The organism is Methylophaga sp. UBA3603 (assembly GCF_002375335.1).
Classification (GTDB): domain Bacteria; phylum Pseudomonadota; class Gammaproteobacteria; order Nitrosococcales; family Methylophagaceae; genus Methylophaga.
The window spans coordinates 39,174-63,495 of record NZ_DFMC01000007.1 but is presented as its reverse complement, the minus strand read 5'-3'; the positions used below and the strand labels follow the sequence as shown (position 1 = coordinate 63,495).

The following is a 24,322-nucleotide window of genomic DNA, read 5'->3' as shown; positions in this document are numbered from 1 at the left end:
TCTCGCTGAGTTGTTTGATATGCATATAGAAAAAAGAGGCTAACTATGGATCGCATGCTGTTTATCTCAATGAATGCGGCTCAGCAAACCATGCTGGCGCAGGCGACCAATGCCAATAATCTGGCTAACGTTAATACCACGGGCTTTCGAGCTGACTTGGAACAGTTCCGTTCCATGCCGGTGTTTGGCGAGGGTTTGCCCACCCGTGTTTATTCAATGACAGAGCGTCCAGCAACTGATTATCAGCAAGGCAGCGTACAGTCAACCGGTCGTGAACTGGATATTTCTGTTCAAGGCGAAGGCTTTATTTCTGTCATGGGCAAAGATGGTCGTGAAGGTTATACCCGTGCAGGGGACTTACATGTTACCGAGCTGGGGCAATTAGTTACCGGCACGGGGTTGCCGGTAATGGGCGAGGGTGGACCTGTTGCCATTCCACCAGCAGAAAAAATTGATATCGGTGCTGATGGCACAATTTCCATTCGCCCGATTGGTGGTGCTGAAAATGAGTTGGCAGTGATCGATCGAATCAAGCTGGTCAAGCCTGACCTGCAAAACGTTTTTAAAGATCAGGATGGTTTGCTGCGTATGTCGGATGGCACCGAAGCACCGTTGGATGCCACAGTTAAAGTTGCCTCTGGAACCATTGAAGGCAGCAATGTGAATGCTGTGGGTGCTTTGGTCAATATGATTGAACTTCAGCGTAAATATGAAATGCAAGTCAAAATGATGAGCACCGCAGAAGAAAACAGTGCCGCATCGGCACGCTTGTTGCAACTAAATGGTTAGTAACAGAGCAATAGTGTTTTTAGGAGAAACTTTATGAACCAGGCATTATGGATTGCGAAAACCGGGCTTGATGCTCAGCAAACACGGATGTCGGTGATTTCAAATAATCTGGCGAACGTGAACACCACAGGGTTTAAACAGGATCGTGCAGTATTTGAAGATCTGCTGTATCAGACAATTCGCCAACCCGGCGCGCAAACGACTACCGATAATCAACTACCTTCCGGTTTAATGATTGGTACCGGTGTTCGCACAGTTGCCACCGAAAAATTGCATACTCAAGGCAACATTATCCAAACAGATAATGCCCTGGATGTCGCCATTGATGGTCGGGGCTATTTTCAGATCCTGATGCCTGATGGCGATCTCGCCTATACCCGTGATGGGACATTCCAAATTAATTCCGATGGCGATATGGTGATGTCTAACGGCTATCTTCTGGATCCCGGCATCAATATTCCAGATGACGTGCAAAGCGTTACCATTGGTGCCGATGGCACTGTCAGCGTAACGCAGCCCGGGGATAATGAACCGACTGTCATTGGCGAAATTGAATTGGCTGACTTTGTGAATCCTGCTGGTTTGCAACCCGTTGGTGAAAATCTGTTTAAAGAAACCGGTGCAAGTGGTGTGCCTATTGTCGGTACGCCCACACTGGATGGTTTGGGACGAGTCATTGGCGGAGCTCTGGAAACCTCAAACGTCAATGTCGTGACCGAGCTGATTAATATGATCGAAACCCAACGTGCGTATGAAATGAATTCAAAAGCCATTTCCACAGCCGATCAAATGCTGCAGTACGCTAGTCAAAATCTATAACAATATTGTAAGCGCCCCGACATTACAGCTGATGTAGTTCGGGGCTTTTATATGTCTGGTAGGGAGATCCAGTTTTCTTGGATTAAAACACAATTGTGGCATGGACTCTGCAAGCTCAATTTTATAGATATGTTTGTTCCGGAGATCCATATGAAATTCATTTACCGACTATTGGGAATCACTTCGCTGATTTTGCTTTCCGCCTGTGTCAGTAATGAAGTAAAACGTGACCCGGCCTATGCTGCAGTGCGGCCGGTGGCTACTGCTCCAGTAGAACGAAACGATGGTGCTATTTTTGACACGCGTAGCAATATTACCTTGTATGAAGATTATAAAGCTCGTCGGGTCGGCGATATTTTGACAGTACGTTTGCAAGAACGGACCGATGCGGAAAAAGAGGCCACCACGACAGTTGATAAAACCAGCTCCAATAATATTAACAATCCAACGATATTTGGTACTACCCCTCAATTCAGTCTTCCCAGCGGCCTCCCTTTGGCTAATACGGATGATAACAATCTTGCTTTTAGCACAGGTGCTAATAGCAGTTTTGAAGGGGAGGGCGAAAGCGAACAAAACAACTTCCTTACCGGTGATATCAGTGTGTCTGTAGTGGAGGTGTTGTCAAACGGCAATATGATTGTGCGTGGTGAAAAAGTGGTCACTATTAATCAGGGCAATGAGTATGTTCGGTTAACCGGCATGATTAGCCCCCGTGATATTGATGCCACCAATACCATTTCGTCTATTCGAATTGCCGATGCTCAAATCACTTATGTGGGCGATGGACCGGCAAATGATTCCAATGCGATGGGCTGGCTTAGCCGGTTCTTCATCAGCGCGTTAATGCCTTTTTGAGGTTAGCAAAATGAAAACTCTTCTAAATACCTTTTTTGCCGCTTTTTTGCTGTTGATAATGACGACCGCTGAGGCTGAGCGAATCAAGGACTTGGCCTCCATCGGCGGGGTACGGAATAACCAGCTAGTGGGATATGGTTTGGTGGTGGGCCTTAGTAGAACCGGTGACAAGACGGCTTTTACCGGGCAGACACTGAGAAGTATGTTGCGTGAAATGGGGGTGACCTTACCCGCTGGTGTTAATCCGAAAAGTAAAAATATAGCGGCAGTTTCTGTCCATGCTGATTTGCCGCCTTTTGCTAAACCTGGCCAAAACATTGATGTTACTGTGTCATCACTGGGCGATTCCAAAAGTCTGCGTGGCGGCAGCTTGATCATGACGCCGTTAAAAGGTGCTGATGGTGAAATATATGCCATGGCTCAGGGTAATCTGGTGGTGGGAGGCTTTGGTGCTGAAGCGGGCGATGGGTCTCGTGTGACCGTCAATATACCTAGTGCAGGGCGAATCCCCAATGGCGCGACAGTCGAGCGTACCGTTCAGAATGCCCTAAATGTTGGTGACCATATCATCCTGAATTTACATCAGGCAGATTTCACCACAGCGAGCAGATTGTCGGATGCCATCAATCAGACATTGGGACGCGGCACAGCGAGTTCTATGGATGCAGCATCCGTCAGGGTCAATGCGCCGAGAGATCCTAATCAACGTATTCCATTTTTATCGTTAATTGAAAACCTCGAACTGAGCCCTGGTGAGGCTCCAGCTAGAGTCGTCGTCAATTCACGTAGTGGTACCGTGGTGATTGGTCAGAATGTTCGTGTCAGTCCTGCTGCGGTAACCCATGGCAGTTTATCTGTCACCATTTCAGCAGATCCTGAAGTGTCCCAACCCAATGCTTTCTCTGCTGGGCAGACTGTTATCACACCCAACTACGATATTGAAATAACAGAAGAAAATAGCAGGATGTTTGTATTTAACCCTGGTGTGTCACTGGATGAAATTGTCCGTGCAGTGAATCAGGTGGGTGCTGCCCCGGGTGATTTAGTGGCAATTCTTGAAGCATTAAAACAGGCTGGTGCCTTGCGTGCTGAATTGGTCATCATCTAATCTGTCATGACGATTCCTTCTAATATTTCGCAAAATGCAGTTGACTTTCATGGTTTGAATCAACTGCGTGAATCCGCCATTAAACCGGGGAATGAGGCAAGTACTCTGCGACAGGTGGCGGCGCAGTTTGAAGCGCTCTTCACGACGATGATGTTGAAAAGTATGCGTCAGGCGAGTTTGGCAGAAGGTATTTTCGATTCCAATCATAGCAAAACCTATCGTGAAATGGCCGACCAGCAATTGGCAATGGATTTGTCGCAACGGGGAGGGCTTGGTTTACAGGATGTCATTGTTCGGCAATTAGGTGGTCAGACAAATACCAATGCGAATATGCCCTTGCCAGGGCAAACGTTTAGCATTGATACGGTGACTATTCGACAGGATTTACGACGTGCAGTGAAAGAAATTCATGAAAATGCTCAGGATGCAGATAGCAAAGAGATCTTATCCGGCACGGAACACAAAAACTTTCCCCAGCGCTTTAAAACGCCTGAAGAGTTTGTTAACCACCTGTGGCCACTGGCACAACAGGCAGCCGACAAAATGGGGACGACACCTGAAGTTATTTTGTCTCAGGCGGCACTTGAAACCGGCTGGGGGCGATATGTCTTAAAAGATGGTGAGGGACAATCCAGTTTTAACCTGTTTAACATTAAAGCGGATAGCCGATGGGATGGGGATTTCGTTGCTAAAAATGCGCTTGAATATCGTGATGGTAAACCCATAGCCGAGCAATCACGTTTTCGTTCTTACGATGATTATGCTCAAAGTTTTGAGGATTATGTCAGCTTCCTTCAGTCGCAACCCCGCTACCGAGAAGCATTAAAACATGTTGGTGATCCGGAAACCTTTGTAGAAAAATTGCATGAAGCCGGCTATGCAACCGATCCGCAATATGCTGACAAGATTAAACGCATTATGAATGGCGATACACTGGCACAGATTTCGCATAAAAATATTCAGAATCTGGGGTATTAACCTAGAAAACAGCTCGCAGGGGATTATCTAAATGAGCATGCTGAATATCGGTAGTTCGGCGTTATTAGCCGCCCAAAATGCATTAGCGACCACCAGTAATAACATCAGTAACGTTAATACGGCTGGGTATTCGCGTCAGCGTACCGATCAAGGTACACAGCCAGCCAATTTTGAAGGTGGTTACTACATTGGCAATGGTGTTGGCGTCACCGGAGTTGATCGTATCTTCAATCAATTTCTGGTCAATCAACTACGCACCTATACCTCTGCTGAATCTCAGCAAGACGGTTTTTTGACATTTTCCAAACAGGTTGATGATCTGCTTGGCTCTTCTTCACTAAGTATCAGTGGCGGGTTGGAAGCGTTTTTCAATTCTGTTCAGGAAGTTGCCAATGATCCAACGTCGATTGCCGCCAGACAGGTTATGCTTACACAAGGTGACTTGCTGGCCAACCGGTTTAATACGATGGACAGTCAACTGGGCGAGTTGGACAGACAGATTGATAACACTCTCTCGGCGTCAGTCAAGGACATCAATGTGCTTTCTCAGGGGATAAAGGATTTAAACCTCTCTATTTCTGAGTCCCTGGCTGCTGGTTACAACCCCAATGATTTGCTGGATAAACGCGATAAATTGATTGGCGACTTGTCGGAATTGGTCTCGGTGAATGTAGTCGAGCAGGATAACGGTGCAGTAAATGTCTTTATCGGTAATGGACAAGGGCTTGTGGTCGGTAATAGCCGGGTTGAACTGTCAACGATTGCCGACAATAGTACCAATCCCCCCCGTATTGCTATCGGTTATGGTCCCTCACAAATTAATATTACCCAGCAGCTTAGTGGCGGTGAAATAGGCGGTGCTATACTGGCAAGAACGGATGTCGTGGATAGTACGCGTGCCGAACTGGACATATTAGCCGAATCGATCGTGACCGCATTTAATACTGCTCACAGTAATGGTGTCGATCTAAACGGCAATGCCGGCACAGATTTCTTTGATGCTACTGGTACGACAGCCGCTACTATAAGTATGAACATTACGGATACGCGATTAATTGCCGCATCCTCTACCACCGATCCAGGCGTGGGTAATAATGAAAATGCACTGGCCATGGCGGCATTGCAAACCGATAAGACCACCGTGATACTCAATCCCGGCCCTCCTGTGATTTCTCGCTCATTCAATGATCAATATGGCTCAATCGTTTCTCAAGTGGCAACTCGCACTAATCAAGCAACTGTCTCTCAGGAAACACAAGCGGGGCTGGTGAGTCAGATCCGTCAACGTTCTGAGAGTGTATCTGGGGTCAATCTGGATGAAGAGGCGGCCAATCTGATCAAGTTTCAGCAAGCCTATCAAGCGGCTTCGCAAATAATCACAGTATCGAATACCGTGTTTAATTCGTTAATTAACGCATTTTAGGAGATTAACCACCCATGCGTATCTCCACAAACAGCATAACTCAACAAGGCTTAGAGGCCATGCTGAGACAACAGAGTGAATTGGCTAAAACCCAATTACAAGTTTCATCAGGTAAGCGGATTCAAACACCGTCGGATGATCCCATTGGCGCCGTCAAAATGCTGGATTTGCAAAGACAAATCGGTCTGTCGCAGCAGTATCAAGACAATGCTGATGTCGCTGATAGCCGCTTGAGCACGACAGATGGCACATTAAAAAGCGCCGGAGATATCATGCAACGTATTCGTGAGCTGGCAGTGCAGGCGCTGAATGATACCAATAGTACTGAATCACGTCGGGGTATTGCCGAAGAAATAAATCAATTAAATGAAACACTGGTCGCTTTGGCTAATACGACAGATTCAAATGGGGAATATCTGTTTTCCGGTTATCAATCTGATGTGCAACCATTTGATACCACAACCTATGCCTATAACGGGGATGGGGGACAACGACAATTACGTGTCAGTGATGGTTATCTGGTTGCGATCAATGAACCTGGCGATGATTTATTTATTACTCAGACAGTCGCTGGGCCCAATCAGGCCATTTTCCAAACCATTGAGGATTTTACCGCTGCACTTTCCAGCGGAACGGTAGGTACCGCACCGAATGATGGCGAATTTCTCGCAAATATGGACTACGCCATGGATGCTTCTCTCGATGCCCGTACCCGCATTGGTACGCGGCAAAATGCAGTAGAACAACAACGTGAAATCAATGACAGTTCACAGTTCAGTATGACCACAACGCTTTCTCAAATAGAAGATCTCGACTATGCTGAGGCAATTACACAATTAAATTTAAAATCAGTGGGTTTACAGGCAGCACAGCAAGTTTATGTCAAAGTGCAGGGGTTATCTTTGTTTAACTTTTTGTGAAACACTTAGACGCAACTTAATCACAGTAGATTAACTATGAAAGCAGTCATTCTTGCCGGTGGATTAGGCACCAGAATCAGTGAAGAGTCTCATCTAAAACCCAAACCGATGATTACCATTGGTGGCAAACCGATTATCTGGCATATTATGAAACAGTATTCTCATTACGGTGTGAATGAGTTCATTATTTGTCTGGGCTACAAAGGCTATGTCGTAAAAGAATATTTCGCCAATTATTTCCTGCACATGTCAGATGTGACCTTTGATATGGCCAATAATGAAATGCAAGTCCATGAAAAGCATGTAGAACCCTGGAAAATCACGTTGATTGAAACAGGGGAAGACACCCAAACGGGTGGACGTTTGAAGAAAGTAAGAGATTATATTGGCAATGAGACCTTTTGCTTCACTTACGGTGATGGCGTTTCCAATATTAATATTCAAAAATTGATTGAGTTTCATCAATCACACGGCAAATTAGCCACAGTTACAGCTATTCAACCGCCGGGTCGATACGGCGCACTTAATTTGAATAGTGAGAGAGTTGAACAGTTTCAAGAAAAGCCAGCAGGTGATGGTTCATGGATCAATGGCGGCTTCTTTGTGCTCGAACCAGAAGTTATGGATTTTATTGAAGGTCCAACGACAGCATGGGAAGAATCACCGCTAAAAAAACTGGCAGATCAGCAGGCGTTAATGGCCTATCGCCATACGGGATTTTGGAAAGCAATGGATACGCTCCGAGATAAAGTCAGCCTGGAAAATTTATGGCAAACCACGGCTCCATGGAAGGTTTGGGAGTAATGTTTGCTGATATTTATCGTAATAAAAAAGTATTAATCACTGGTCATACCGGGTTTAAAGGAAGTTGGCTGACATTTTGGTTATCCCAAATGGGGGCCAAATTATATGGCATTGCTTTGGAGCCTGATACTGAGCCCAATCATTGGGCTTTATTAAAGCTCGATATTGAACAAAAGCTCACTGATATCCGTAATTATCAAACTTTATCAGAAATTATTTCGGCCTGGCAGCCTGACATGGTTTTTCACTTGGCGGCTCAACCCCTTGTCAGGATATCTTATAGTGAGCCTCTCGATACTTGGTCAACCAATGTAATGGGTACGGTTAACCTGTTAGAGGCATGTCGTCACGTACCTTCGGTGAAAGCCATTGTGGTTATCACCAGTGATAAGTGTTATGAGAATCATGAAAAAAAAGATGGATACACGGAATCCGATCGTCTGGGCGGTCATGATCCTTACAGTGCTTCCAAAGCGGCGACAGAACTGGTGGTTGACAGCTACCGAAAATCTTATTTTGAGCAGCAAGGTGTTTTATTAGCTTCTGCCCGGGCAGGGAATGTTATTGGTGGAGGAGACTGGTCGGTAGATCGATTGATCCCTGATGCGGTCAGAAGTGTCACGAAAAAAATTCCGTTAGAAGTTCGGTCTCCAGAATCCTCAAGACCATGGCAACATGTTTTGGATTCCTTGAGTGGTTATTTGTTACTAGGACAAAAATTATGGGAGGGAGAGCAATCTAGTGCTCAGGCCTGGAATTTTGGTCCGGTTTCCGGGCAAATTGCCACAGTGAGTGATGTGTTGGAGTCTATTCATGTTCACTGGCCAGCATTTACATGGCATATTGCAAAGCAAGACGCACAGCATGAGACTATCTGTCTGGGGATAAATAGTGACAAAGCACGTAAGCAATTAAGTTGGACACCCGTCTGGGACTTAAATAAAGCCACAGAAAATACAGCGCTTTGGTACAAGAAATTAGTTGAAGAAGGTTTGGTGGCTACAGCAATTCAATGGCAACACTACATTGAGGATGCCGACAAAGCTGGTGTTTGCTGGCTATGACAATGCAATGGATATCGCTGGATATAGCTGACGCTTTTGTAATCAAACAAACGTCTTTTACAGATCAGCGAGGTGAGTTTTCCAGATTGTTTTGTCAGAAAATATTGGCCCCTATCCTTGGCCAGCGCGAAATCAAACAAGTGAACTTCAGCAGGACAACCACTAGAGGGACTGTTAGGGGACTGCATTATCAGCGCTCTCCTGAAGCGGAAATGAAGTTTATCCGTTGTATTCAAGGTGCTGTATGGGATGTGATGGTGGATTTACGGCCTGACTCACCAACATTTCTCCAATGGCATGCAGAAGAATTAAGTCAGGAAAACGATACGATGATCGTCATTCCGGAAGGGTGTGCTCACGGTTTTCAGGCATTAGCGGCAGAAAGTGAATTGATTTACTTTCATACCGCTTTTTATTCCGCAACGGCTGAAGCGGGGGTTCATGTTCAAGATCCTGATTTAGCGATCGATTGGCCGCTGCCGGTAAATAACTTGTCGGTAAGAGATTCCGAATTACCTACAGTGGCGAAGTGGTTAAAGGATTTATCTGGATGAATTGCCGGCATTGTAAAATACCATTAACACATATATTTCTGGATCTTGGCGTTGCCCCACCCTCGAACGCCTATTTAACGGCTGAGCAACTCACCCAGCAAGAAACAAAATTTCCATTAAAACTGTATGTGTGTGATCGCTGTTGGTTAGTTCAGACAGAAGATGTCACGGCGGCTGATAAATTGTTTACAAATGATTACGCCTATTTTTCTTCAGTTTCTCAGGGCTGGTTATCGCATGCTGAACGCTACTGTCATCAGATTATCCAACGCCTGCAGCTGGATCAGAATAGTTTGATTGTCGAGGTCGCGGCGAACGATGGTTATTTATTAAAAAACTTCGTGGCTGCAGCGATCCCTTGTTTAGGTATTGAGCCTACTGACAGTACTGCTGACCATGCCGAAAAATTGGGGATCCCCATCCTTCGTGAGTTTTTTGGTCAGCAACTGGCACAAGAACTCACTGAACAAGGTAAACAGGCTGACCTGATCGTTGGTAATAACGTTTATGCACATGTACCGGATATAAACGATTTCACAGCGGGATTGAAGACTCTGCTGACAAATGATGGAACCATTACTCTAGAGTTTCCACACTTGCTCCAGCTCATTCAGCATCGACAGTTTGATACGGTTTACCATGAGCATTTTTCCTACCTCTCTCTTAACACTGTATGTCAGATCTTTGACAAGGAAGGATTAAGAGTTTTTGACGTAGAAACACTACCAACCCATGGCGGTAGCTTACGAATTTATGCCTGCCATGCAGGTGATAAACGCAGTACACAGACGGCTGTCAGCAATTTATTAGCAAAAGAAAAAACGTTTGGTTTATCCAACCTGAGTACCTATACCGGATTCCAAGGGTATGCCGAACACATTAAACAACAGTTAATTGAATTTTTAACCGAACAAAAGCGATTGAATAAATCGGTGATAGCGTACGGTGCAGCAGCAAAAGGTAATACATTACTCAACTATGCTGGTATCTCAACTGATTTACTGCCATTGGTTGTAGATGCTGCAGCATCAAAACAAGGCAAATATCTTCCTGGTTCGCACATTCCGATTTTAGCTCCCGACCAAATCAGCTTAAAAAAACCGGATTTTGTACTGATTTTACCCTGGAATATTGCTGAAGAGGTGATACAGCAACAGTCACATATCCGAGAATGGGGTGGCCAATTTGTGACGGTAATTCCGGAACTGCAAGTTTCATCATGAAATTACTGGTGACAGGCGCGACCGGTTTTATTGGAACCCATTTAATCATTCAAGCGCTTGGACAAGGTCATCAGGTTACGGTAATTACACGAGATAAATCGAATGTTCTCAATAGGGATTGGGGGCATCAGGTCGGTATTATTGAAGTTGACATAGAGAACCCCGAGACTAAGTGGCCTGACACAATAGCCAGTCATGATGTACTTATTCATTTAGCGTGGAGTGGTCTGTCAAATTATCAACAAAGCTTTCATCTGGACGTTGTTTTACCGGCACATAAGCAGTTTTTACAAACCATGATTGAGGCTGGAATCAAACATATTCTGGTGACGGGAACCTGCCTTGAATATGGCAAAAAAGAAGGAGAACTCACGGAATCTATGCCGGTATTTCCAGATGTTCCGTATGCTCAGGCTAAAGATAATCTTCGGCAATGGCTGGTTTCTTTGCAGAAACAGCGACCTTTTACACTGCAATGGTGTCGCTTGTTTTATATGTATGGCTCAGGTCAACATGCTAACAGCCTGTTATCTCAATTAGAGAAGGCGATTGAAAATGGCGATCCTGTTTTTAACATGTCTGGAGGTGAACAGGTAAGAGATTATCTGGCGGTTGAAACGGTGGCGCACTATTTGCTTAAAGTCATAGAACGACAAGAATGTAACGGTATCCTCAATATATGTAGTGGCGAGCCGATAACTATTTTAGAACTAGTGAAACGGTTTATAACTGCACGTCAAAGCAATATAGAACTTAATCTAGGATATTACCCATATCCAGATTACGAAGCTATGGCTTTTTGGGGTAATGCAGACAAATTAAAACAATGGATAATATCTTGAATTATTTGAGATTAGGGGAAACAAATGAAAGCTGAAGTTAAACCTAGAATTAATCTGGAGGAGCGCACTCCTTTACAGGATGTCATCCCTTTAGCTACGCCGATGATCCTATTTGTTGATCCTGCCAGTGCTTGTAATTTTGAATGTACTTTTTGTCCAACAGGCCACAAAGATCTGATTAAAGATACTGGCCGTTTTGTTGGCAGAATGAAGTTCGAAGTATTTCAAAAAGTGATTGATGATCTGGCGGGTTTTAGTCAGCCGATAAAAGTGCTGAGAATGTATAAGGATGGCGAACCATTATTAAATAAAGAAATGGCGAAGATGGTCGCTTACGCCAAACAAAGCCCGTTTGTGGATTATATTGATACCACCACCAATGGCTCTTTGATGACCCCTGAGCGAATGGGGCCAATCCTTGAAGCCGGCTTAGATAAAATTAATATCTCTGTTGATGGCATGAACAAAGAGCAGTACAAAAAATTCACCAATTTCAATTTTGATTTTGAACAGTTTGTTGAAAACGTCAAATGGTTATATGCCAATAAAGGCAATTGTGAAATTGTGATGAAAATTCCCAAAGAGTTGATCACTGAAGCACAGCAACAGGAATTTTTTGATGTATTTGGCGATTACTGTGATCGTATTTCCTTGGAAAACTTTGCCCCTTGTTGGCCACAATTTGATGTCGAAGAAAAAACCGGAATAAAGATTACAGAAGGCATTTATAACCAACCGATTACCCGAACTGATACTTGCCCTTACATATTTTATGGTATGTCAGTCAATGCTGATGGATTGGTCAGCTCTTGTTTCCTTGATTGGGAGCGACGCTTGATTGTCGGTGATGTGCGTGAGCACAGCTTAAGAGAAATATGGAATTCGACAGAGTTTAACGATTTACGGCTTCAGCACTTGGAAGGAAGACGCAACGAACATCCTGTCTGCAATAATTGTGGTCAGCTGACGCACTGTCTGCCTGACAATATTGATCCTTACCAACCTGTCTTACTCGAACGATTCAAGGCACATTTGGCGAGTCGGTAGTGAAAGTAATTCACCTCACTCCACATCTGGGAGGAGGCGTTGGACGGGCATTATCAGGGTTGCTCCAACCATCGGAACATCATGTGGAACATGTGTTTGTTTGTTTAGAGCAGGCTGAAAAAGATCACTTTATAAAGTTGATTATCGCTTCGGGCCATCAGGTGATAGTTGAACCTGATGAACAACAGCTAAAACACCTGATAACCGAGGCAGACATTGTACAATTGGAATGGTGGCGCCATCCAAAAACGATTTCGGCTTTATTGAAATGCTGTCATCTGCCAATGAGGCTGGTGGTTTGGTGCCATGTTTCCGGTTTGTATAATGAAATTATTCCTGAAGCACTAGTTGAAATATCTTCACGCTTTATTATGACGTCAGCCTGCACTTATCAGACTGAATCAATACAGTCTCTGCTAGAAGTAAATAACAAGAAGTTGGCAGTTATTCATAGTAATAATGGTCTGGAACATTGGCCTATATCGGCGGCCTGTCATCCCCAAAAAAACTTGTCAGTAGGTTATCTTGGAAGTTTTAACTTCGCTAAATTGCATCCAGACTACATTTATTATCTGGCTAAGGTTGAATTAACACCGTTCACAGTGACGATGATTGGCGACGACTTTAATGCCGACACGTTGATGGCACAAGCGAAGCGTTTAGGCCGAACTGATTTGTTAATGTTTACTGGTTACATCCATGATGTCGCCAAATCTTTAGATAAAATTAATGTTTTGGCGTACCTACAAAATCCGAGACACTATGGAACGAATGAAAATGCCTTGCTGGAAGCAATGGCAATGGGCATCGTGCCAGTGGTGTTAAATAATCCGGCTGAATGTGAAATTGTGGAACACGGTAAAACCGGACTGGTGGTCAATGATCAGGCGAGTTTTGCTGAAGCCATTCTATGGCTACACCAGCATCCTCAACAACGAACAGAAATGGGGGGAAACGCGTCGGCGTTTGTTCGTGACCGACATGCATCAGGGAAAATGCAACGAGCCTTTGATGAACAATACAACTTGGCTATGCAAATGCAAATGCAAAAGCAGGCAATTGCTTTTGATAACGTTTTTGGCGAAACCCCCGCTCAATGGTTCTTATCCTGTCAACAGCAAGCAGAATTGTTTAAAAATGATGGCTTTGTTGAGCGCCCAGAAGATGATTTTTTGCGTCCCAGTATGATGGAGGAGACCAAAGGCTCTGCAATACATTTTCATCGATATTTTCCGCAGGATGAATTGCTTGCGAAATGGGCTGGAGGAGTCGCTTCCTTATGCTGAGGCGATTTGATGCATTACCCGATATGGCAATGGTCAAACAGTTGCTGCAACAACTGGTAAGGCAAACGCTTGCCGATCCAAGCCGTCATGTGGATAAGCCACTTGTGTTTTACGGGGCCGGGAATTTGGGCAGGATGGCTAAAGTTTATTGTGATCGACTGGGCATTAAAATTGAAGCTGTGGTGGATCAGCAAGCGGATCAGCATCAGCAGGATCCCTTTTGGCAAGATGTAACCTTACTTCTTCCCGAAGACGTACCATTACAGTTAAAACACTCATCTTTATTAGCTATATGTGTTGCTAATGCGGTGTTTTCTCATTTACAGGAAACATTGACTGAACAGGGGTGGCAAGATGTGGTGCACTTCTATGATATTAGCGAAGCTTATCGCGATAAGCACCCACTTAGTAATGGTTGGTTTTGCGCTCAGCTATCAACGGAAGAGGCGGAACAGATTTCGACTGTGATGGAGCAGTGGAATGATCCTCAGTCTCGTGCTTACCACCTTCAGTTCATTGCCTGGCGGCACCTTCGCCAAGATTGGTTGTTTGCTGGGGCTGAAATGCAACCAGAGAACCGCTATTTGATTCCAGAAGTGAAGTCCGTCGTGCATCAGCAAGAGGTTATTGCTGATATTGGTGCTCACCAGGGAGAAACGTCTTTATTGCTTCTGGATGCTTTCAATTATCACTATAAGTCGTTATGGATATTTGAACCTGATCCTGAAAATCTGTCCCTGATAAAGTCGAAGCTGGCAAAACTCATCAGTCGAGACCATGACCAAGTTCATCTGTATGGTACAGCCTTGTCAAATGTTTCAGGGATGCGTCAATTTTTTGCTGGCGCGGGATATGCATGTCAGCTTAGCGAAATCGGTGATACTAGCCTTAGTGTTAAGACATTTGATGCCTTTGACGTGCCGGTAACCTTCATGAAATTACATTTGGAAGGGGAAGAGTTGAATGTGTTGCAAGGGGCTGAAAAAACATTGCGTAAACATCGACCCATTGTGACAAGCACGGCGTATCACAACCGTTTAGGACTATACAAAATGGCAGCGTGGTTAATTAAAACATTAGACAATTACCAGTTCTTTTTTCGTCTACATAGTGGTTGTGGCACAGGCGCTGTAATTTACGCGATACCATCGGAACGTTATCAGCGAACCAATAATGCTGGAGTCAATAATGAAAGCTGAAGTTAAATCAAAACTCAATCCAGAAGACAGGGTTGAATTGCAGAATGTGATTCCGTTAGAAACACCTTTCCTGCTGTATGTCGATCCTTCCAGTGCCTGTAACTTTCGTTGTCAGTTTTGTCCGACTGGTCACATTGATTTGATTAAAAACTCAGATTACAAACGAAGTTTGATGGGGTTGGGGTTATTCGAAAAATTAATTGATGAGCTCGCCGAATTTTCGCAGCCACTGAAAGTCATGCGGATGAATAAGATCGGTGAACCTTTATTAAATAAACAACTTGCAGAAATGATTGCTTTAGCCAAAAACAGTGGACGGGTTCAACATATTGATCTTGCCACCAATGGCGCTTTATTTACGGAAGAATTGCTGACAAAAATGATTACAGCGGGTTTGGACCGTCTGAATATCTCATTGGAAGGCATTAATGCTGAGCAATATCTGCAACACGCAAAAGTAAAAATAGACTTTCCAGAATTCGTCAGAAAAATCAAATGGCTTTATGCGAATAAAGGTGATTGTGAAGTAACCATAAAAGTCCCTGGTAACTACCTTAGCCCTGAGCAGCAACGCGAGTTTTACGATACTTTTGGCGAGTATTGCGATCGAATTTTTGTGGAAAGCATCGCCCCAATTTGGCCTGAATTTGATATTGAAGAAAGAAGTGGCTTTGAGGTGCAGATGGATCAAGGCCAATATCAGCAAAGTCTCGAAGAAAAAAGTGTGTGCAGTTATCTTTTCTACGCCATGGCCGTGAATGCCGATGGAACCATCAGTGCGTGCTGTCCCGATTGGGATCAAAAACTGGTCATTGGCGACTTAAAGCAGCAAACCATAAAGCAAATCTGGAATTCTGAAAAAATGCTGGAGCTGAGAGTTCTGCATTTGGAAGGTCAGCGAAAGACCAACCCGATTTGTCGTAACTGTGGCCATATTAAATACGCCCAGGTGGATAATATCGATCGCTACAAAGAAGTGCTGCTAACCAAGTTAAATGCAAGTAGGTAAAGTACGTGAGAAAAGATGAAATTTGTCCAGCTTGCCTGGCAGAGACCCATCATTTGACCGATTGGGAATATAGTGGTCTTGATGCATCAATCTTTAACTATACCGCACAATGGCATAGCTGTGATAACTGCGGATTAGTCTATGTCGCAAATATTGATGATGAGACTCTGGCTCAATTTTATGCCAATGAATGTAGTTATTTTGAAAATGACCATTTTGATATTACTTCGCCCGAAAATGTGACTAAATATCAGCACTACTATGATTTTTTAGCGAAGGCTGGTTTGGAACACACACCTATTACGGATATTGGGTGTGGTCGGGGCGGGTTTTTGCAATGGCTAAATAAACAAGGTTGGCAAGCCAACTGCATTGGGGTGGATGTGGATTTAAAAAGCATGCCTGTTAGCCAGGATAACAGTGATAATTCACCCATTAGTTTTCAAACTGGCGGCGCTTTATCGTTGCCATTTACCGTTAGCAGTCAGCGTTTATTGACGTATTTTCATGTCTTGGAACATATTCATGATTTAGATTCTGTTCTTAAAAATGCTCATAACGTTTTAATGGACCAGGGACATATATTGATTGAGGTTCCAGATGCAGAAAACTATGCCCAACAACCGATAGGCACAGCATTCTGGATGGGCATTCGTGAACATATCTACCATTATTCAGCACAATCATTGAATACCGCGTTAAACCTGCATGGTTTTGAAATTGTTTCCTGTCAAAGAGCGATGTTGCCGACGCCGGAATTTGAGTATCCTTCGCTGATGATTTTAGCCAAAAAAACTGAGCGTCCTTCCCCGGCTGTATTTGAGCTAACCGATAATATTGCAAACTATGTGTCTTCTGCACAGCGTGCGCTGAACGACCAGGCAGAGACACTTATCAGTTTAGCGAAGCAGCATTCTCAACTGACAATATGGGGGCTTTCAACGCAATTATTCAGTCTATTGCCGAAATTAAACGGAATTGACTACCGGTTGTGTGATGCCAGTAAACAAAAACAGAAAAGTCATTTTCAGCAGCAATCTATATACGATCCGAATGAGATTCAGCCGGAAGCATTACTGGTTATCGCTCCATATTTACATGCTGAAAAAATAGAAAATGCTGCTTTGTCCCTGGGTTGGTCCCCTCGGTCTATTTATCGATTGCAATAAATGCTAAAAGCCAAGAATGGAATATGAAATGAAATATAAATCGGAAGGTGTTCTTGAACTAGTTAAAAACTTGGCCCCTCTAGTGGATGAAATAGATCAAAATTTTATCAATGGTGGTGTGATCTATGGTGCTGGATTTGTAGGCACATGGGCGTGTGAGCATCTGCAGAACCTTGGGGTGAAAGTGGACGGTTTTTTAGATAGAGATACTAGAAAAACAGGTTCAAAAATACATAACGTTTTAGTTAAGTACCCTGAGCAAGCAGAAATAGAAAAAGTCCCCGCCATGCTTATTGCAGCAAGACATGTAGTGAAACAGGTTGCTGATGAAATGAGCAATTATGATTTCCCTGTCATGTCATTTGATGGGTATTTTGTGGTAAAAAATTACGCTAGATTAGCGAGTGTTAGAGATAATTTTTTTCAGGATGAAAAGTCCATCGAAACCTTTAATGCCTTGCTCATCGCCATGTTGACCGGTTCGGTTGATAGTTGCCTGCAAGTGATGGAAAAAGACATGTATTTTGGCTTGCCTGAATTTTCTGGCAATTTTGATGAAATATTTGTCGATGCAGGTGCGTTTGTTGGCGATAGTGTAGAAAGGTTTATTTGGGAAAACCTGGGGACTTTCAGACATCTTTATGCGTTTGAGCCAGGCTATAAACAGTTTGTAGCAATGACCAAAAGAATGGAAAGGTTAGTGCAGGAATGGGCTATTGATGAAAGCAAGGTTTCATTAGTAAAAGCCGGTCTTTCCTCTGAACAAGGACGTATGAATTGTACTTTTGTAAATGATGATCCGCTTCGCCATGGTTTAGCCGAGGCTCCAGATGAGGCTACAGAAATTGATGAGCGTATTAGCTCAGCAGTATGGACCTTAGATGCTTATCTTGCAGGAAAACCCATTACATTTTTAAAGGCGGATGTTGAAGGGATGGAAATGCCTCTCCTCAGGGGCGCTGAAGAAACGATCAAGAAATATAAACCCAAAATGGCATTGTGTGTATATCACTATCCAAGCGATCTTTATGAGATTGCTGAGTATGTCAGACAACTTGTTCCAGAATATCAATTCCGTTTACGTCAGCATGCCCCGCTTTTTGGTGATTTTGTTTTGTACTGTCACGTATAGACGATAGCGATTGTAATTAAAGGTTAAAAAAAGCATGGAAAAAACGCCGTTAGAACAATTTAAACAAGATATTACCGATCGTGTCCGTCAATATCCTGACAATCAACCATTACAATCAGCCTCTCAAGAGTTTTTTAACCAGATTGGCATTGGAAAAGCAGATTATGTTTATAACTTTACCTGGTTAGGTGTGCCGATAATCCAGATACCTCAGGATTTATATGCTCTTCAGGAAATTATCTGGAAGGTGAAACCCGACTTGATAATCGAAGCCGGTATCGCTTGGGGAGGAACCTTGATCCATAGTGCATCAATGCTCGCTATTCTGGAAGCATGTGACGAAATAGACAAAGGCCATGTGCTGGGAATAGATGTTGAAATCAGACCCCATAATAAAGTCGCTTTGGCCAGTCATCCCTTGAGTAAAAAAATTACCATGCTAGAAGGCTCAAGCATTGATGAGAGCATTATTGCTCAGGTAAAAGAGTTTGCGAAAGATTACAAAAGGATCATGGTGTGTCTTGATAGTAATCATACGCATGATCATGTTTTAGCCGAGCTTGAAGCTTATGCCCCCTTAGTGAGTCCGGGCAGTTATTGCATGGTAGGTGATACGGTAATAGAGGATGCTCCAGACGATATGACGTCTCAACGCCCCTGGGGAAAGGGAAATAATCCCAAAACGGCTGTTTGGGCCTATCTGAAAAAACTTGAAACGGAATCAGTTGAAGCAGCAGATGGAGAAAGACTGATGTTTGAAATGGATAAAGAATTAGAACATAAAGTGGTGCTGACAGGATCGCCAGATGGTTATCTGTTGAGAAAGTAAACTCATATAGTCCAACATCAGATACCACCTCAGGAAGAAACAATGACAACAATAAAGCAGGACGGAATATTAACCATCGGCATCACCAGTTATAACTATGGACATTTTATAGGTGAGGCACTTGAGTCGGTTATCAATCAAACTTCCCCGCATTGGAAGTTAATGATTTACGATAATGGTTCAACCGACAATACGTTTGAGGTGATCGAACCCTATCTTGAAGATCCTCGAGTGTCATTGTTTGTCCATGAAAAAAATATTGGTGGTACGGCAAATAGCATTTATGCAATTCGACAAGCGAATAGCCAATATTTTTCCTTCCTTCAGGCTGATGATTTTCTAGAGCATAACTTTGTTGAGGATGCACTTGAGCAATTTAAAATTCATCCTGAAAGTCCGTTTGTTTTTTTTAACTGGCAACAATATATAGAGCAAACCAAAACGCGATACGATCACAATCGTTTTCCGTTTTCCCCGGATCGTTCCGGCCCTCTTTTTATCGGTCCTTTCCTGACTATATTCAACTTTGTTCCCTTGCATATGGCGGCGTTCCGAACCGAATGCTTGCAATATGGATATGAGGCTTTAGTGGCGTCACCATTAAAGCAAGTAGGTGAACAATTTGTCTTGAAACTACTAGAAGATAAATATGGTATCGGCTGTTATACCGGCACAATGGGTGGTGTCTGGCGACGACATGACGCTCAAATGACAGCCTTACATGTGCAAAACAGTGTGGCTTTTTTGGAAGAGCCAGCTGAACGTCATTGGTATATCAAAACAACCCCCAATCCCAACTATATAAATGTGTTTATGGCACTTGCAACCTCCATGTTCAAACTTTCTCCGGGGAGCTTATTGAACACGGCTGACTGGTTGACCCATACAGAAGGTCAACGTTATGCAGAGAGCTTTGGGGTGCCCATTGAAGCCAAAAGAGACAACATTAAACGCGTCGTGCTTGTGGTCTTACTTAAAGTGGCTACCTATGCTCAGTTGACGTTGTTTCAAGAGGCTGATTTAGTCAACTGGATGAAATCGTTAGGCTATGAATTCACTGAATCCGCATTGAAAGAATTGCTGTTTGATATTTTATCCACTGAAGGTGAGGAGCTGCTGAATCTAAAGGAAATTGAGCAAATTTGTCAGTTTTGTTTTAAAAATATTCAACCGCAGCATATCAACCCTCAAGCGGAAAAAATCCGTGACCTGATTAACAGTCAACTTTTTCCTGTACAGAATCAGACGGGACTACCATTACTGTCACTTGCACGGTCAATGTTGGAAAAGAGGAGAAATATTTTCTCTTCTGCAGAAGATAGAGAACTGTTTTTAATCACTGTGTGTAAAGCGGCCTTCGATGCAATTGTTCAGCGCTATAAAAATGCAATCAGTCCTGAGGATGCCGTTGAGCTCCATGATTTAATGAAAGCCCTGCTTGATCACAAACAGATCGTCGAGCAAAAAGCCCTTGCACTTCAACTCCGATCAGAAATTTATGAGTGGCAGTTAAATATTGATTATCAACGTTGGATTAAAAATCATGCCTTACTAGAAATTGATGCCCAACTTCATGCAGAAAGAATGATGAGTTGGTCAGTTCAGCCAACATTCCATTTGTATATGTTTATGTTTGAGGGGGAGGAAAATCTTTTAGCGAATACCATTGACTCACTTGCAAAACAGTTCTATCACAATTGGAAGCTAACGGTTATTGCTGATGGACTTGCACCCGATGTGATGTTTGATGAGCTGGATGTGTTGGAGTGGCAAAGTTTCCCTGCTGAACAAGACCCATACGTTTTTCTGAATAATTTGATAATGAAGCAGTCAGATGGTTGGGCCATGTTTGTACCGGCAGGTGTGCAGTTTGAAGCGCATACATTTTTGAGTATGGGAGACTATATTGATCAATATCCACAGCAAAAATTATTCTACAGCGATGATGATTTAATTTCCGCTAATGGAACAAGGCACACTCCACGGTTTAAGCCGGACTTTAATCTCGATATGTTGAGAAGCAAAGATTATGCAGGTTTAGTGCTGTGCGAGAGTAACCTGTTCAGAAGTTTAGGCGGATTTGACATGTTGCCTGCGCATGAAAATTATGGCCTCACGTTTAAAGCCTTTGAATTGTTAGGATCTTCTGCAATAGGTCATATTAGTGATGTGTTGATTCACCTTCCAGAAACGATTCAAGGGCAAATGAACCAACCCACAATGCAGATGGCTGTAGAACAGCATTTAAAGCGTTTGGGTATAAATGCATACCTAGAACCAGGGCTGGCACAAAATAGCGTTCGAGTAGAGTATGAGTGGCCTGTATCACCTCTAGTTTCTATCATTATTCCAACAAAAGATAAAATTGAGTATCTCCGACCATGCGTTGATTCTCTGCTTCTGAAAACGACTTATTCAAACTTTGAGCTGATTATTGTCGATAACCAAAGCGAAGATCCAGATATTTTGGAATATATTAATGTGCTTCAAGCAAACTACGGTGAGCGGGTTAGGCGACTGGAATATCCCTACCCATTTAATTATGCAGCAATAAGCAACTTAGCCGCAAAAGAGGCAAACGGCGAATATTTACTGTTCTTAAATAATGATACGGAAATTTTGCACGCCGAATGGTTAGATAGAATGGTCAGACATGCACAACGGCCGGATGTTGGCATTGTCGGAGCACGTTTAGTTTACCCCGAGTCAGGATTAGTGCAGCATGCGGGTGTTATTTTGGGCATGGATAGTGTTGCGGATCATCTTTTCTTAGGAGTGCGGGATATACACGAATCAGGCTATATGGACCGCGCACATTTAGATCAAAACTTTTCTGCTGTAACAGCTGCCTGTTTGATGATTCGAAAATCTATTTATGATGATGTCGGGGGGATGGACGAGGAAAATCTGGCTATTTCCTATAACGATATTGATTTATGTCTAGAGGTACGGGAAAAGGGATACTTAGTGACTTGGACTCCTTATACAGTCTTAGTCCATCACGGAAGTGTCAGTCAAATAAGCGAATTTTCTCCAAGAGCTGACGAAAATTCCCGAAGATTTCTGCGTGAAAAAACATTTATGTTGAAAAAGTGGCTTCCTCAGATAGCCAATGATCCTTACTTTAACCGTCATTTGACTCTTGCAACCAGAGAAATCCAAATCGAAGCCCAAATGCCCACTAATTGGGATACCAATTTTCATGATAGAAATCGTGTGCTTGGGCTGCCATTAGCTGGTGGAAGTGGTGATTACAGAGTGATTCAACCTTTTAGTGCTCTTAGTCATGCAGCATTGGCACAATGTGAATATTATCGATTTAATCATAATTTCACCAAACCGATTATGATCTCGGAATATGCTCGCATTGCACCGGAGACAGTGGTGTTTCATGCCGCTTTAAATGATCTCCAACTTAAACAATTAGACCAGCTTAAAGAATTTTTACCCGAGGTTTTCCGGGTTTATAGTATTGATGATTTACTTACTAACGTGCCGGAGCAGAGTTCAGCCTATAAAGAAATAAAGCGTCATTTTGCTGACGCAAAATCTAGGATGCGCCGTGCATTACAATCCTCAGATCGTTTAATTGTCTCTACACAACCTTTAGCAGACCTTTGTGTTGGAATGATTGATGATATAAGAGTGGTTCCTAATCGACTACCAAAAGAACCATGGCTATCACTTAGTTCACTATCTAACCAAGGTATCAAGCCACGTGTGGGATGGGCTGGCGCGCAGCAGCATCAAGGTGATCTGGCCATAATGTTTGAAGTAGTTAAGGCGACTGCAGATGAGGTGGATTGGATATTTATGGGCATGTGTCCAGAAAATATTAAGCCTTATGTCCATGAGTATCATCATTTTGTACCAATTGCCGATTACCCTGCAAAACTTGCCAGCTTGAATCTGGATCTGGCTATCGCGCCACTGGAACTACATCCTTTTAATGAATCAAAAAGTAATCTACGGTTATTAGAGTATGGAGTATTAGGCTGGCCGGTTATCTGTACCGATATTTATCCGTATCGTACCAACAATCCCCCAGTTATTTATGTGCAAAATCAAGTAGATGAATGGGTGGCGGCAATCCGGCAAATATTGGCCGATAAAGCGGCATTAGCTGATGCCGGTTCAGCGTTAAAGGCATGGGTTCTCAAGCATTACATGCTTGAGGATCATCTGGATGAATGGCTTGAGGCTCTGACAAGAAATTAATACCAAATCTATAGGGCCAGTTTGGCCCTTTATTTTTCTAGGTTTACGCTTACCATATTGAAAAAATAAAGATTATTGGCACGAACACTGCTTAGTTGAATTCATACCTGTTCGGAACGCCGGCAGGTTCTGAATAGAATCGCTCAATTAGGGAGAGTGTTATGGCACTAATCGTCAATAGTAATCTGGCATCTTTGAATGCTCAGCGTAACCTGAGCACTTCGCAAAATGATCTGAATACAGCTTTACAACGTTTATCCTCTGGTTTGCGAGTTAACAGCGCCAAAGATGATGCTGCTGGTCTTTTTGTGGCTCAACAACTTACTCGAGATATTCGGGGAACAAACCAAGCTGTTCGTAATGCAGCAGATGGTATTTCATTAGGACAGACTGCTGAGGGTGCGTTAGGCCAGGTAGCCAACAATCTTCAGCGGATTCGTGAAATTGCTATCCAGGCGTCAAACGCAACGGTTGGTGATCGCAGCGGTTTACAAAAAGAAGTAGATCAGTTGACCCAGGAAATTTCGCGTATTGTTCAAACCACTGAGTTTAGTGGAACCAAGCTATTAAGTGGGGCAACCTCTCTGGTCTTCCAGGTTGGTGCCAGTGGTTCAACAAATAACCAAGTGACTCTGGATACGGTTAATATTACCGGTATTGGTGGTTATTCATTAGACCTAACTGCAACCGGAACAATCAATGTTAGTGATGCGTCAAATGCCTCTGCAGCATTATCAGGATTATCAACTGATATTGATACGGTTAACCAGACTCGTGCAACCTACGGTGCTTTGCAGAACAGATTTGAAGCCGTTATATCTAATCTGCAGAATTATGCCGAGAATTTGACTGCTGCACGTAGTCGGATTGAAGATGCCGATTTTGCGGCTGAAACAGCCCGATTGACTCGTGCTCAGATACTGCAGCAGGCAGGTACATCAATTCTGGCACAGGCCAACAGTTTGCCACAGAGTGCATTAACCCTATTGCAGGGCTAATTATGATGGCTTCAAAGTTCCTGGAAAGACATGCTTTGGGTGGATTCTGGTTT

At 43.4% G+C, this 24,322-nt stretch carries 21 protein-coding genes; all 21 read left to right on the top strand.

What is annotated here, in order from left to right:
• Positions 1 to 45 precede the first annotated feature (45 nt).
• The 21 genes from flgF to B4F66_RS03900 all read left to right on the top strand — a co-directional run bounded on the left by flgF (position 46) and on the right by B4F66_RS03900 (position 24,269).
• Entirely contained in the window at positions 46 to 789 is a 744-nt protein-coding gene (flgF, locus tag B4F66_RS04000; RefSeq protein WP_292356215.1) for a flagellar basal-body rod protein FlgF, read from the top strand.
• 33 nt (positions 790 to 822) lie between these two features.
• Positions 823 to 1,608, top strand: a complete 786-nt coding sequence (gene flgG, locus B4F66_RS03995) for a flagellar basal-body rod protein FlgG (RefSeq protein ID WP_292356217.1) — start codon at positions 823 to 825, stop codon at positions 1,606 to 1,608.
• Between the two features lie 150 nt (positions 1,609 to 1,758).
• Positions 1,759 to 2,466, top strand: coding sequence for a flagellar basal body L-ring protein FlgH (gene flgH, locus B4F66_RS03990; protein WP_292356219.1), 708 nt, complete (start codon positions 1,759 to 1,761; stop codon positions 2,464 to 2,466).
• Between the two features lie 10 nt (positions 2,467 to 2,476).
• Positions 2,477 to 3,574: a flagellar basal body P-ring protein FlgI gene (locus B4F66_RS03985; RefSeq protein ID WP_292356221.1), complete on the top strand. Its 1,098-nt coding sequence runs from the start codon at positions 2,477 to 2,479 to the stop codon at positions 3,572 to 3,574.
• A gap of 6 nt (positions 3,575 to 3,580) precedes the next feature.
• On the top strand, positions 3,581 to 4,552 hold the full coding sequence (gene flgJ / locus B4F66_RS03980; protein ID WP_292356223.1) for a flagellar assembly peptidoglycan hydrolase FlgJ: 972 nt from the start codon (positions 3,581 to 3,583) through the stop codon (positions 4,550 to 4,552).
• A gap of 31 nt (positions 4,553 to 4,583) precedes the next feature.
• Positions 4,584 to 5,975: a flagellar hook-associated protein FlgK gene (gene flgK / locus B4F66_RS03975; protein WP_292356225.1), complete on the top strand. Its 1,392-nt coding sequence runs from the start codon at positions 4,584 to 4,586 to the stop codon at positions 5,973 to 5,975.
• Positions 5,976 to 5,989: 14 nt separating this feature from the next.
• Positions 5,990 to 6,895, top strand: coding sequence for a flagellar hook-associated protein FlgL (gene flgL, locus B4F66_RS03970; protein WP_292356227.1), 906 nt, complete (start codon positions 5,990 to 5,992; stop codon positions 6,893 to 6,895).
• A gap of 36 nt (positions 6,896 to 6,931) precedes the next feature.
• Positions 6,932 to 7,699, top strand: coding sequence for a glucose-1-phosphate cytidylyltransferase (rfbF, locus tag B4F66_RS03965; RefSeq protein ID WP_292356229.1), 768 nt, complete (start codon positions 6,932 to 6,934; stop codon positions 7,697 to 7,699).
• Positions 7,663 to 8,763 carry a CDP-glucose 4,6-dehydratase gene (gene rfbG, locus B4F66_RS03960; protein ID WP_292356230.1) on the top strand — a complete coding sequence of 367 codons (1,101 nt, stop codon included), beginning with the start codon at positions 7,663 to 7,665 and terminating at the stop codon, positions 8,761 to 8,763. The genes rfbF and rfbG overlap by 37 nt, the downstream gene beginning before the upstream one ends.
• The gene (locus B4F66_RS03955; RefSeq protein ID WP_292740786.1) at positions 8,760 to 9,317 is read left to right on the top strand and encodes a dTDP-4-dehydrorhamnose 3,5-epimerase family protein; all 558 of its coding nucleotides are present in this window, start codon (positions 8,760 to 8,762) and stop codon (positions 9,315 to 9,317) included. The genes rfbG and B4F66_RS03955 overlap by 4 nt, the downstream gene beginning before the upstream one ends.
• On the top strand, positions 9,314 to 10,540 hold the full coding sequence (locus B4F66_RS03950; RefSeq protein ID WP_292356234.1) for a class I SAM-dependent methyltransferase: 1,227 nt from the start codon (positions 9,314 to 9,316) through the stop codon (positions 10,538 to 10,540). Before B4F66_RS03955 ends, B4F66_RS03950 begins: the two co-directional genes overlap by 4 nt.
• The gene (locus B4F66_RS03945; RefSeq protein ID WP_292356236.1) at positions 10,537 to 11,382 is read left to right on the top strand and encodes an NAD-dependent epimerase/dehydratase family protein; all 846 of its coding nucleotides are present in this window, start codon (positions 10,537 to 10,539) and stop codon (positions 11,380 to 11,382) included. The genes B4F66_RS03950 and B4F66_RS03945 overlap by 4 nt, the downstream gene beginning before the upstream one ends.
• A 24-nt stretch (positions 11,383 to 11,406) precedes the next feature.
• A complete protein-coding gene (locus tag B4F66_RS03940) occupies positions 11,407 to 12,429 on the top strand; it encodes a radical SAM/SPASM domain-containing protein (protein ID WP_292356237.1) in 1,023 nt (340 codons plus the stop codon).
• Positions 12,429 to 13,715: a glycosyltransferase family 4 protein gene (locus B4F66_RS03935; protein WP_292356238.1), complete on the top strand. Its 1,287-nt coding sequence runs from the start codon at positions 12,429 to 12,431 to the stop codon at positions 13,713 to 13,715. Before B4F66_RS03940 ends, B4F66_RS03935 begins: the two co-directional genes overlap by 1 nt.
• On the top strand, positions 13,709 to 14,914 hold the full coding sequence (locus tag B4F66_RS03930) for an FkbM family methyltransferase (RefSeq protein ID WP_292356239.1): 1,206 nt from the start codon (positions 13,709 to 13,711) through the stop codon (positions 14,912 to 14,914). The genes B4F66_RS03935 and B4F66_RS03930 overlap by 7 nt, the downstream gene beginning before the upstream one ends.
• Complete coding sequence (locus B4F66_RS03925; protein ID WP_292356241.1) at positions 14,904 to 15,923, top strand: radical SAM/SPASM domain-containing protein; 1,020 nt, start codon at positions 14,904 to 14,906, stop codon at positions 15,921 to 15,923. The genes B4F66_RS03930 and B4F66_RS03925 overlap by 11 nt, the downstream gene beginning before the upstream one ends.
• A 5-nt stretch (positions 15,924 to 15,928) precedes the next feature.
• Positions 15,929 to 17,092 (top strand): class I SAM-dependent methyltransferase, encoded by a 1,164-nt coding sequence (locus B4F66_RS03920; RefSeq protein WP_292356242.1) that lies wholly within the window; start codon positions 15,929 to 15,931, stop codon positions 17,090 to 17,092.
• Between the two features lie 28 nt (positions 17,093 to 17,120).
• On the top strand, positions 17,121 to 18,224 hold the full coding sequence (locus B4F66_RS03915) for an FkbM family methyltransferase (RefSeq protein ID WP_292356244.1): 1,104 nt from the start codon (positions 17,121 to 17,123) through the stop codon (positions 18,222 to 18,224).
• Positions 18,225 to 18,258: 34 nt separating this feature from the next.
• On the top strand, positions 18,259 to 19,053 hold the full coding sequence (locus B4F66_RS03910) for a cephalosporin hydroxylase family protein (protein WP_292356246.1): 795 nt from the start codon (positions 18,259 to 18,261) through the stop codon (positions 19,051 to 19,053).
• A gap of 42 nt (positions 19,054 to 19,095) precedes the next feature.
• Positions 19,096 to 23,271 carry a glycosyltransferase gene (locus B4F66_RS03905; RefSeq protein WP_292356248.1) on the top strand — a complete coding sequence of 1,392 codons (4,176 nt, stop codon included), beginning with the start codon at positions 19,096 to 19,098 and terminating at the stop codon, positions 23,269 to 23,271.
• Positions 23,272 to 23,432: 161 nt separating this feature from the next.
• The gene (locus B4F66_RS03900; protein ID WP_014707546.1) at positions 23,433 to 24,269 is read left to right on the top strand and encodes a flagellin N-terminal helical domain-containing protein; all 837 of its coding nucleotides are present in this window, start codon (positions 23,433 to 23,435) and stop codon (positions 24,267 to 24,269) included.
• Positions 24,270 to 24,322: the final 53 nt, after the last annotated feature.

What these genes read in the sequence shown, in the direction of transcription:
- flgG (WP_292356217.1), top strand. Translation starts at nt 823, where the DNA reads ATGAACCAGGCATTATGGATTGCGAAAACCGGGCTTGATGCTCAGCAA.
- B4F66_RS03950 (WP_292356234.1), top strand. Translation starts at nt 9,314, where the DNA reads ATGAATTGCCGGCATTGTAAAATACCATTAACACATATATTTCTGGAT.
- B4F66_RS03925 (WP_292356241.1), top strand. Translation starts at nt 14,904, where the DNA reads ATGAAAGCTGAAGTTAAATCAAAACTCAATCCAGAAGACAGGGTTGAA.
- B4F66_RS03940 (WP_292356237.1), top strand. Translation starts at nt 11,407, where the DNA reads ATGAAAGCTGAAGTTAAACCTAGAATTAATCTGGAGGAGCGCACTCCT.
- flgL (WP_292356227.1), top strand. Translation starts at nt 5,990, where the DNA reads ATGCGTATCTCCACAAACAGCATAACTCAACAAGGCTTAGAGGCCATG.
- flgK (WP_292356225.1), top strand. Translation starts at nt 4,584, where the DNA reads ATGAGCATGCTGAATATCGGTAGTTCGGCGTTATTAGCCGCCCAAAAT.
- rfbG (WP_292356230.1), top strand. Translation starts at nt 7,663, where the DNA reads ATGGCAAACCACGGCTCCATGGAAGGTTTGGGAGTAATGTTTGCTGAT.
- rfbF (WP_292356229.1), top strand. Translation starts at nt 6,932, where the DNA reads ATGAAAGCAGTCATTCTTGCCGGTGGATTAGGCACCAGAATCAGTGAA.
- B4F66_RS03915 (WP_292356244.1), top strand. Translation starts at nt 17,121, where the DNA reads ATGAAATATAAATCGGAAGGTGTTCTTGAACTAGTTAAAAACTTGGCC.
- B4F66_RS03930 (WP_292356239.1), top strand. Translation starts at nt 13,709, where the DNA reads ATGCTGAGGCGATTTGATGCATTACCCGATATGGCAATGGTCAAACAG.
- B4F66_RS03905 (WP_292356248.1), top strand. Translation starts at nt 19,096, where the DNA reads ATGACAACAATAAAGCAGGACGGAATATTAACCATCGGCATCACCAGT.
- B4F66_RS03955 (WP_292740786.1), top strand. Translation starts at nt 8,760, where the DNA reads ATGACAATGCAATGGATATCGCTGGATATAGCTGACGCTTTTGTAATC.
- B4F66_RS03945 (WP_292356236.1), top strand. Translation starts at nt 10,537, where the DNA reads ATGAAATTACTGGTGACAGGCGCGACCGGTTTTATTGGAACCCATTTA.
- B4F66_RS03900 (WP_014707546.1), top strand. Translation starts at nt 23,433, where the DNA reads ATGGCACTAATCGTCAATAGTAATCTGGCATCTTTGAATGCTCAGCGT.
- flgF (WP_292356215.1), top strand. Translation starts at nt 46, where the DNA reads ATGGATCGCATGCTGTTTATCTCAATGAATGCGGCTCAGCAAACCATG.
- flgJ (WP_292356223.1), top strand. Translation starts at nt 3,581, where the DNA reads ATGACGATTCCTTCTAATATTTCGCAAAATGCAGTTGACTTTCATGGT.
- B4F66_RS03985 (WP_292356221.1), top strand. Translation starts at nt 2,477, where the DNA reads ATGAAAACTCTTCTAAATACCTTTTTTGCCGCTTTTTTGCTGTTGATA.
- flgH (WP_292356219.1), top strand. Translation starts at nt 1,759, where the DNA reads ATGAAATTCATTTACCGACTATTGGGAATCACTTCGCTGATTTTGCTT.
- B4F66_RS03910 (WP_292356246.1), top strand. Translation starts at nt 18,259, where the DNA reads ATGGAAAAAACGCCGTTAGAACAATTTAAACAAGATATTACCGATCGT.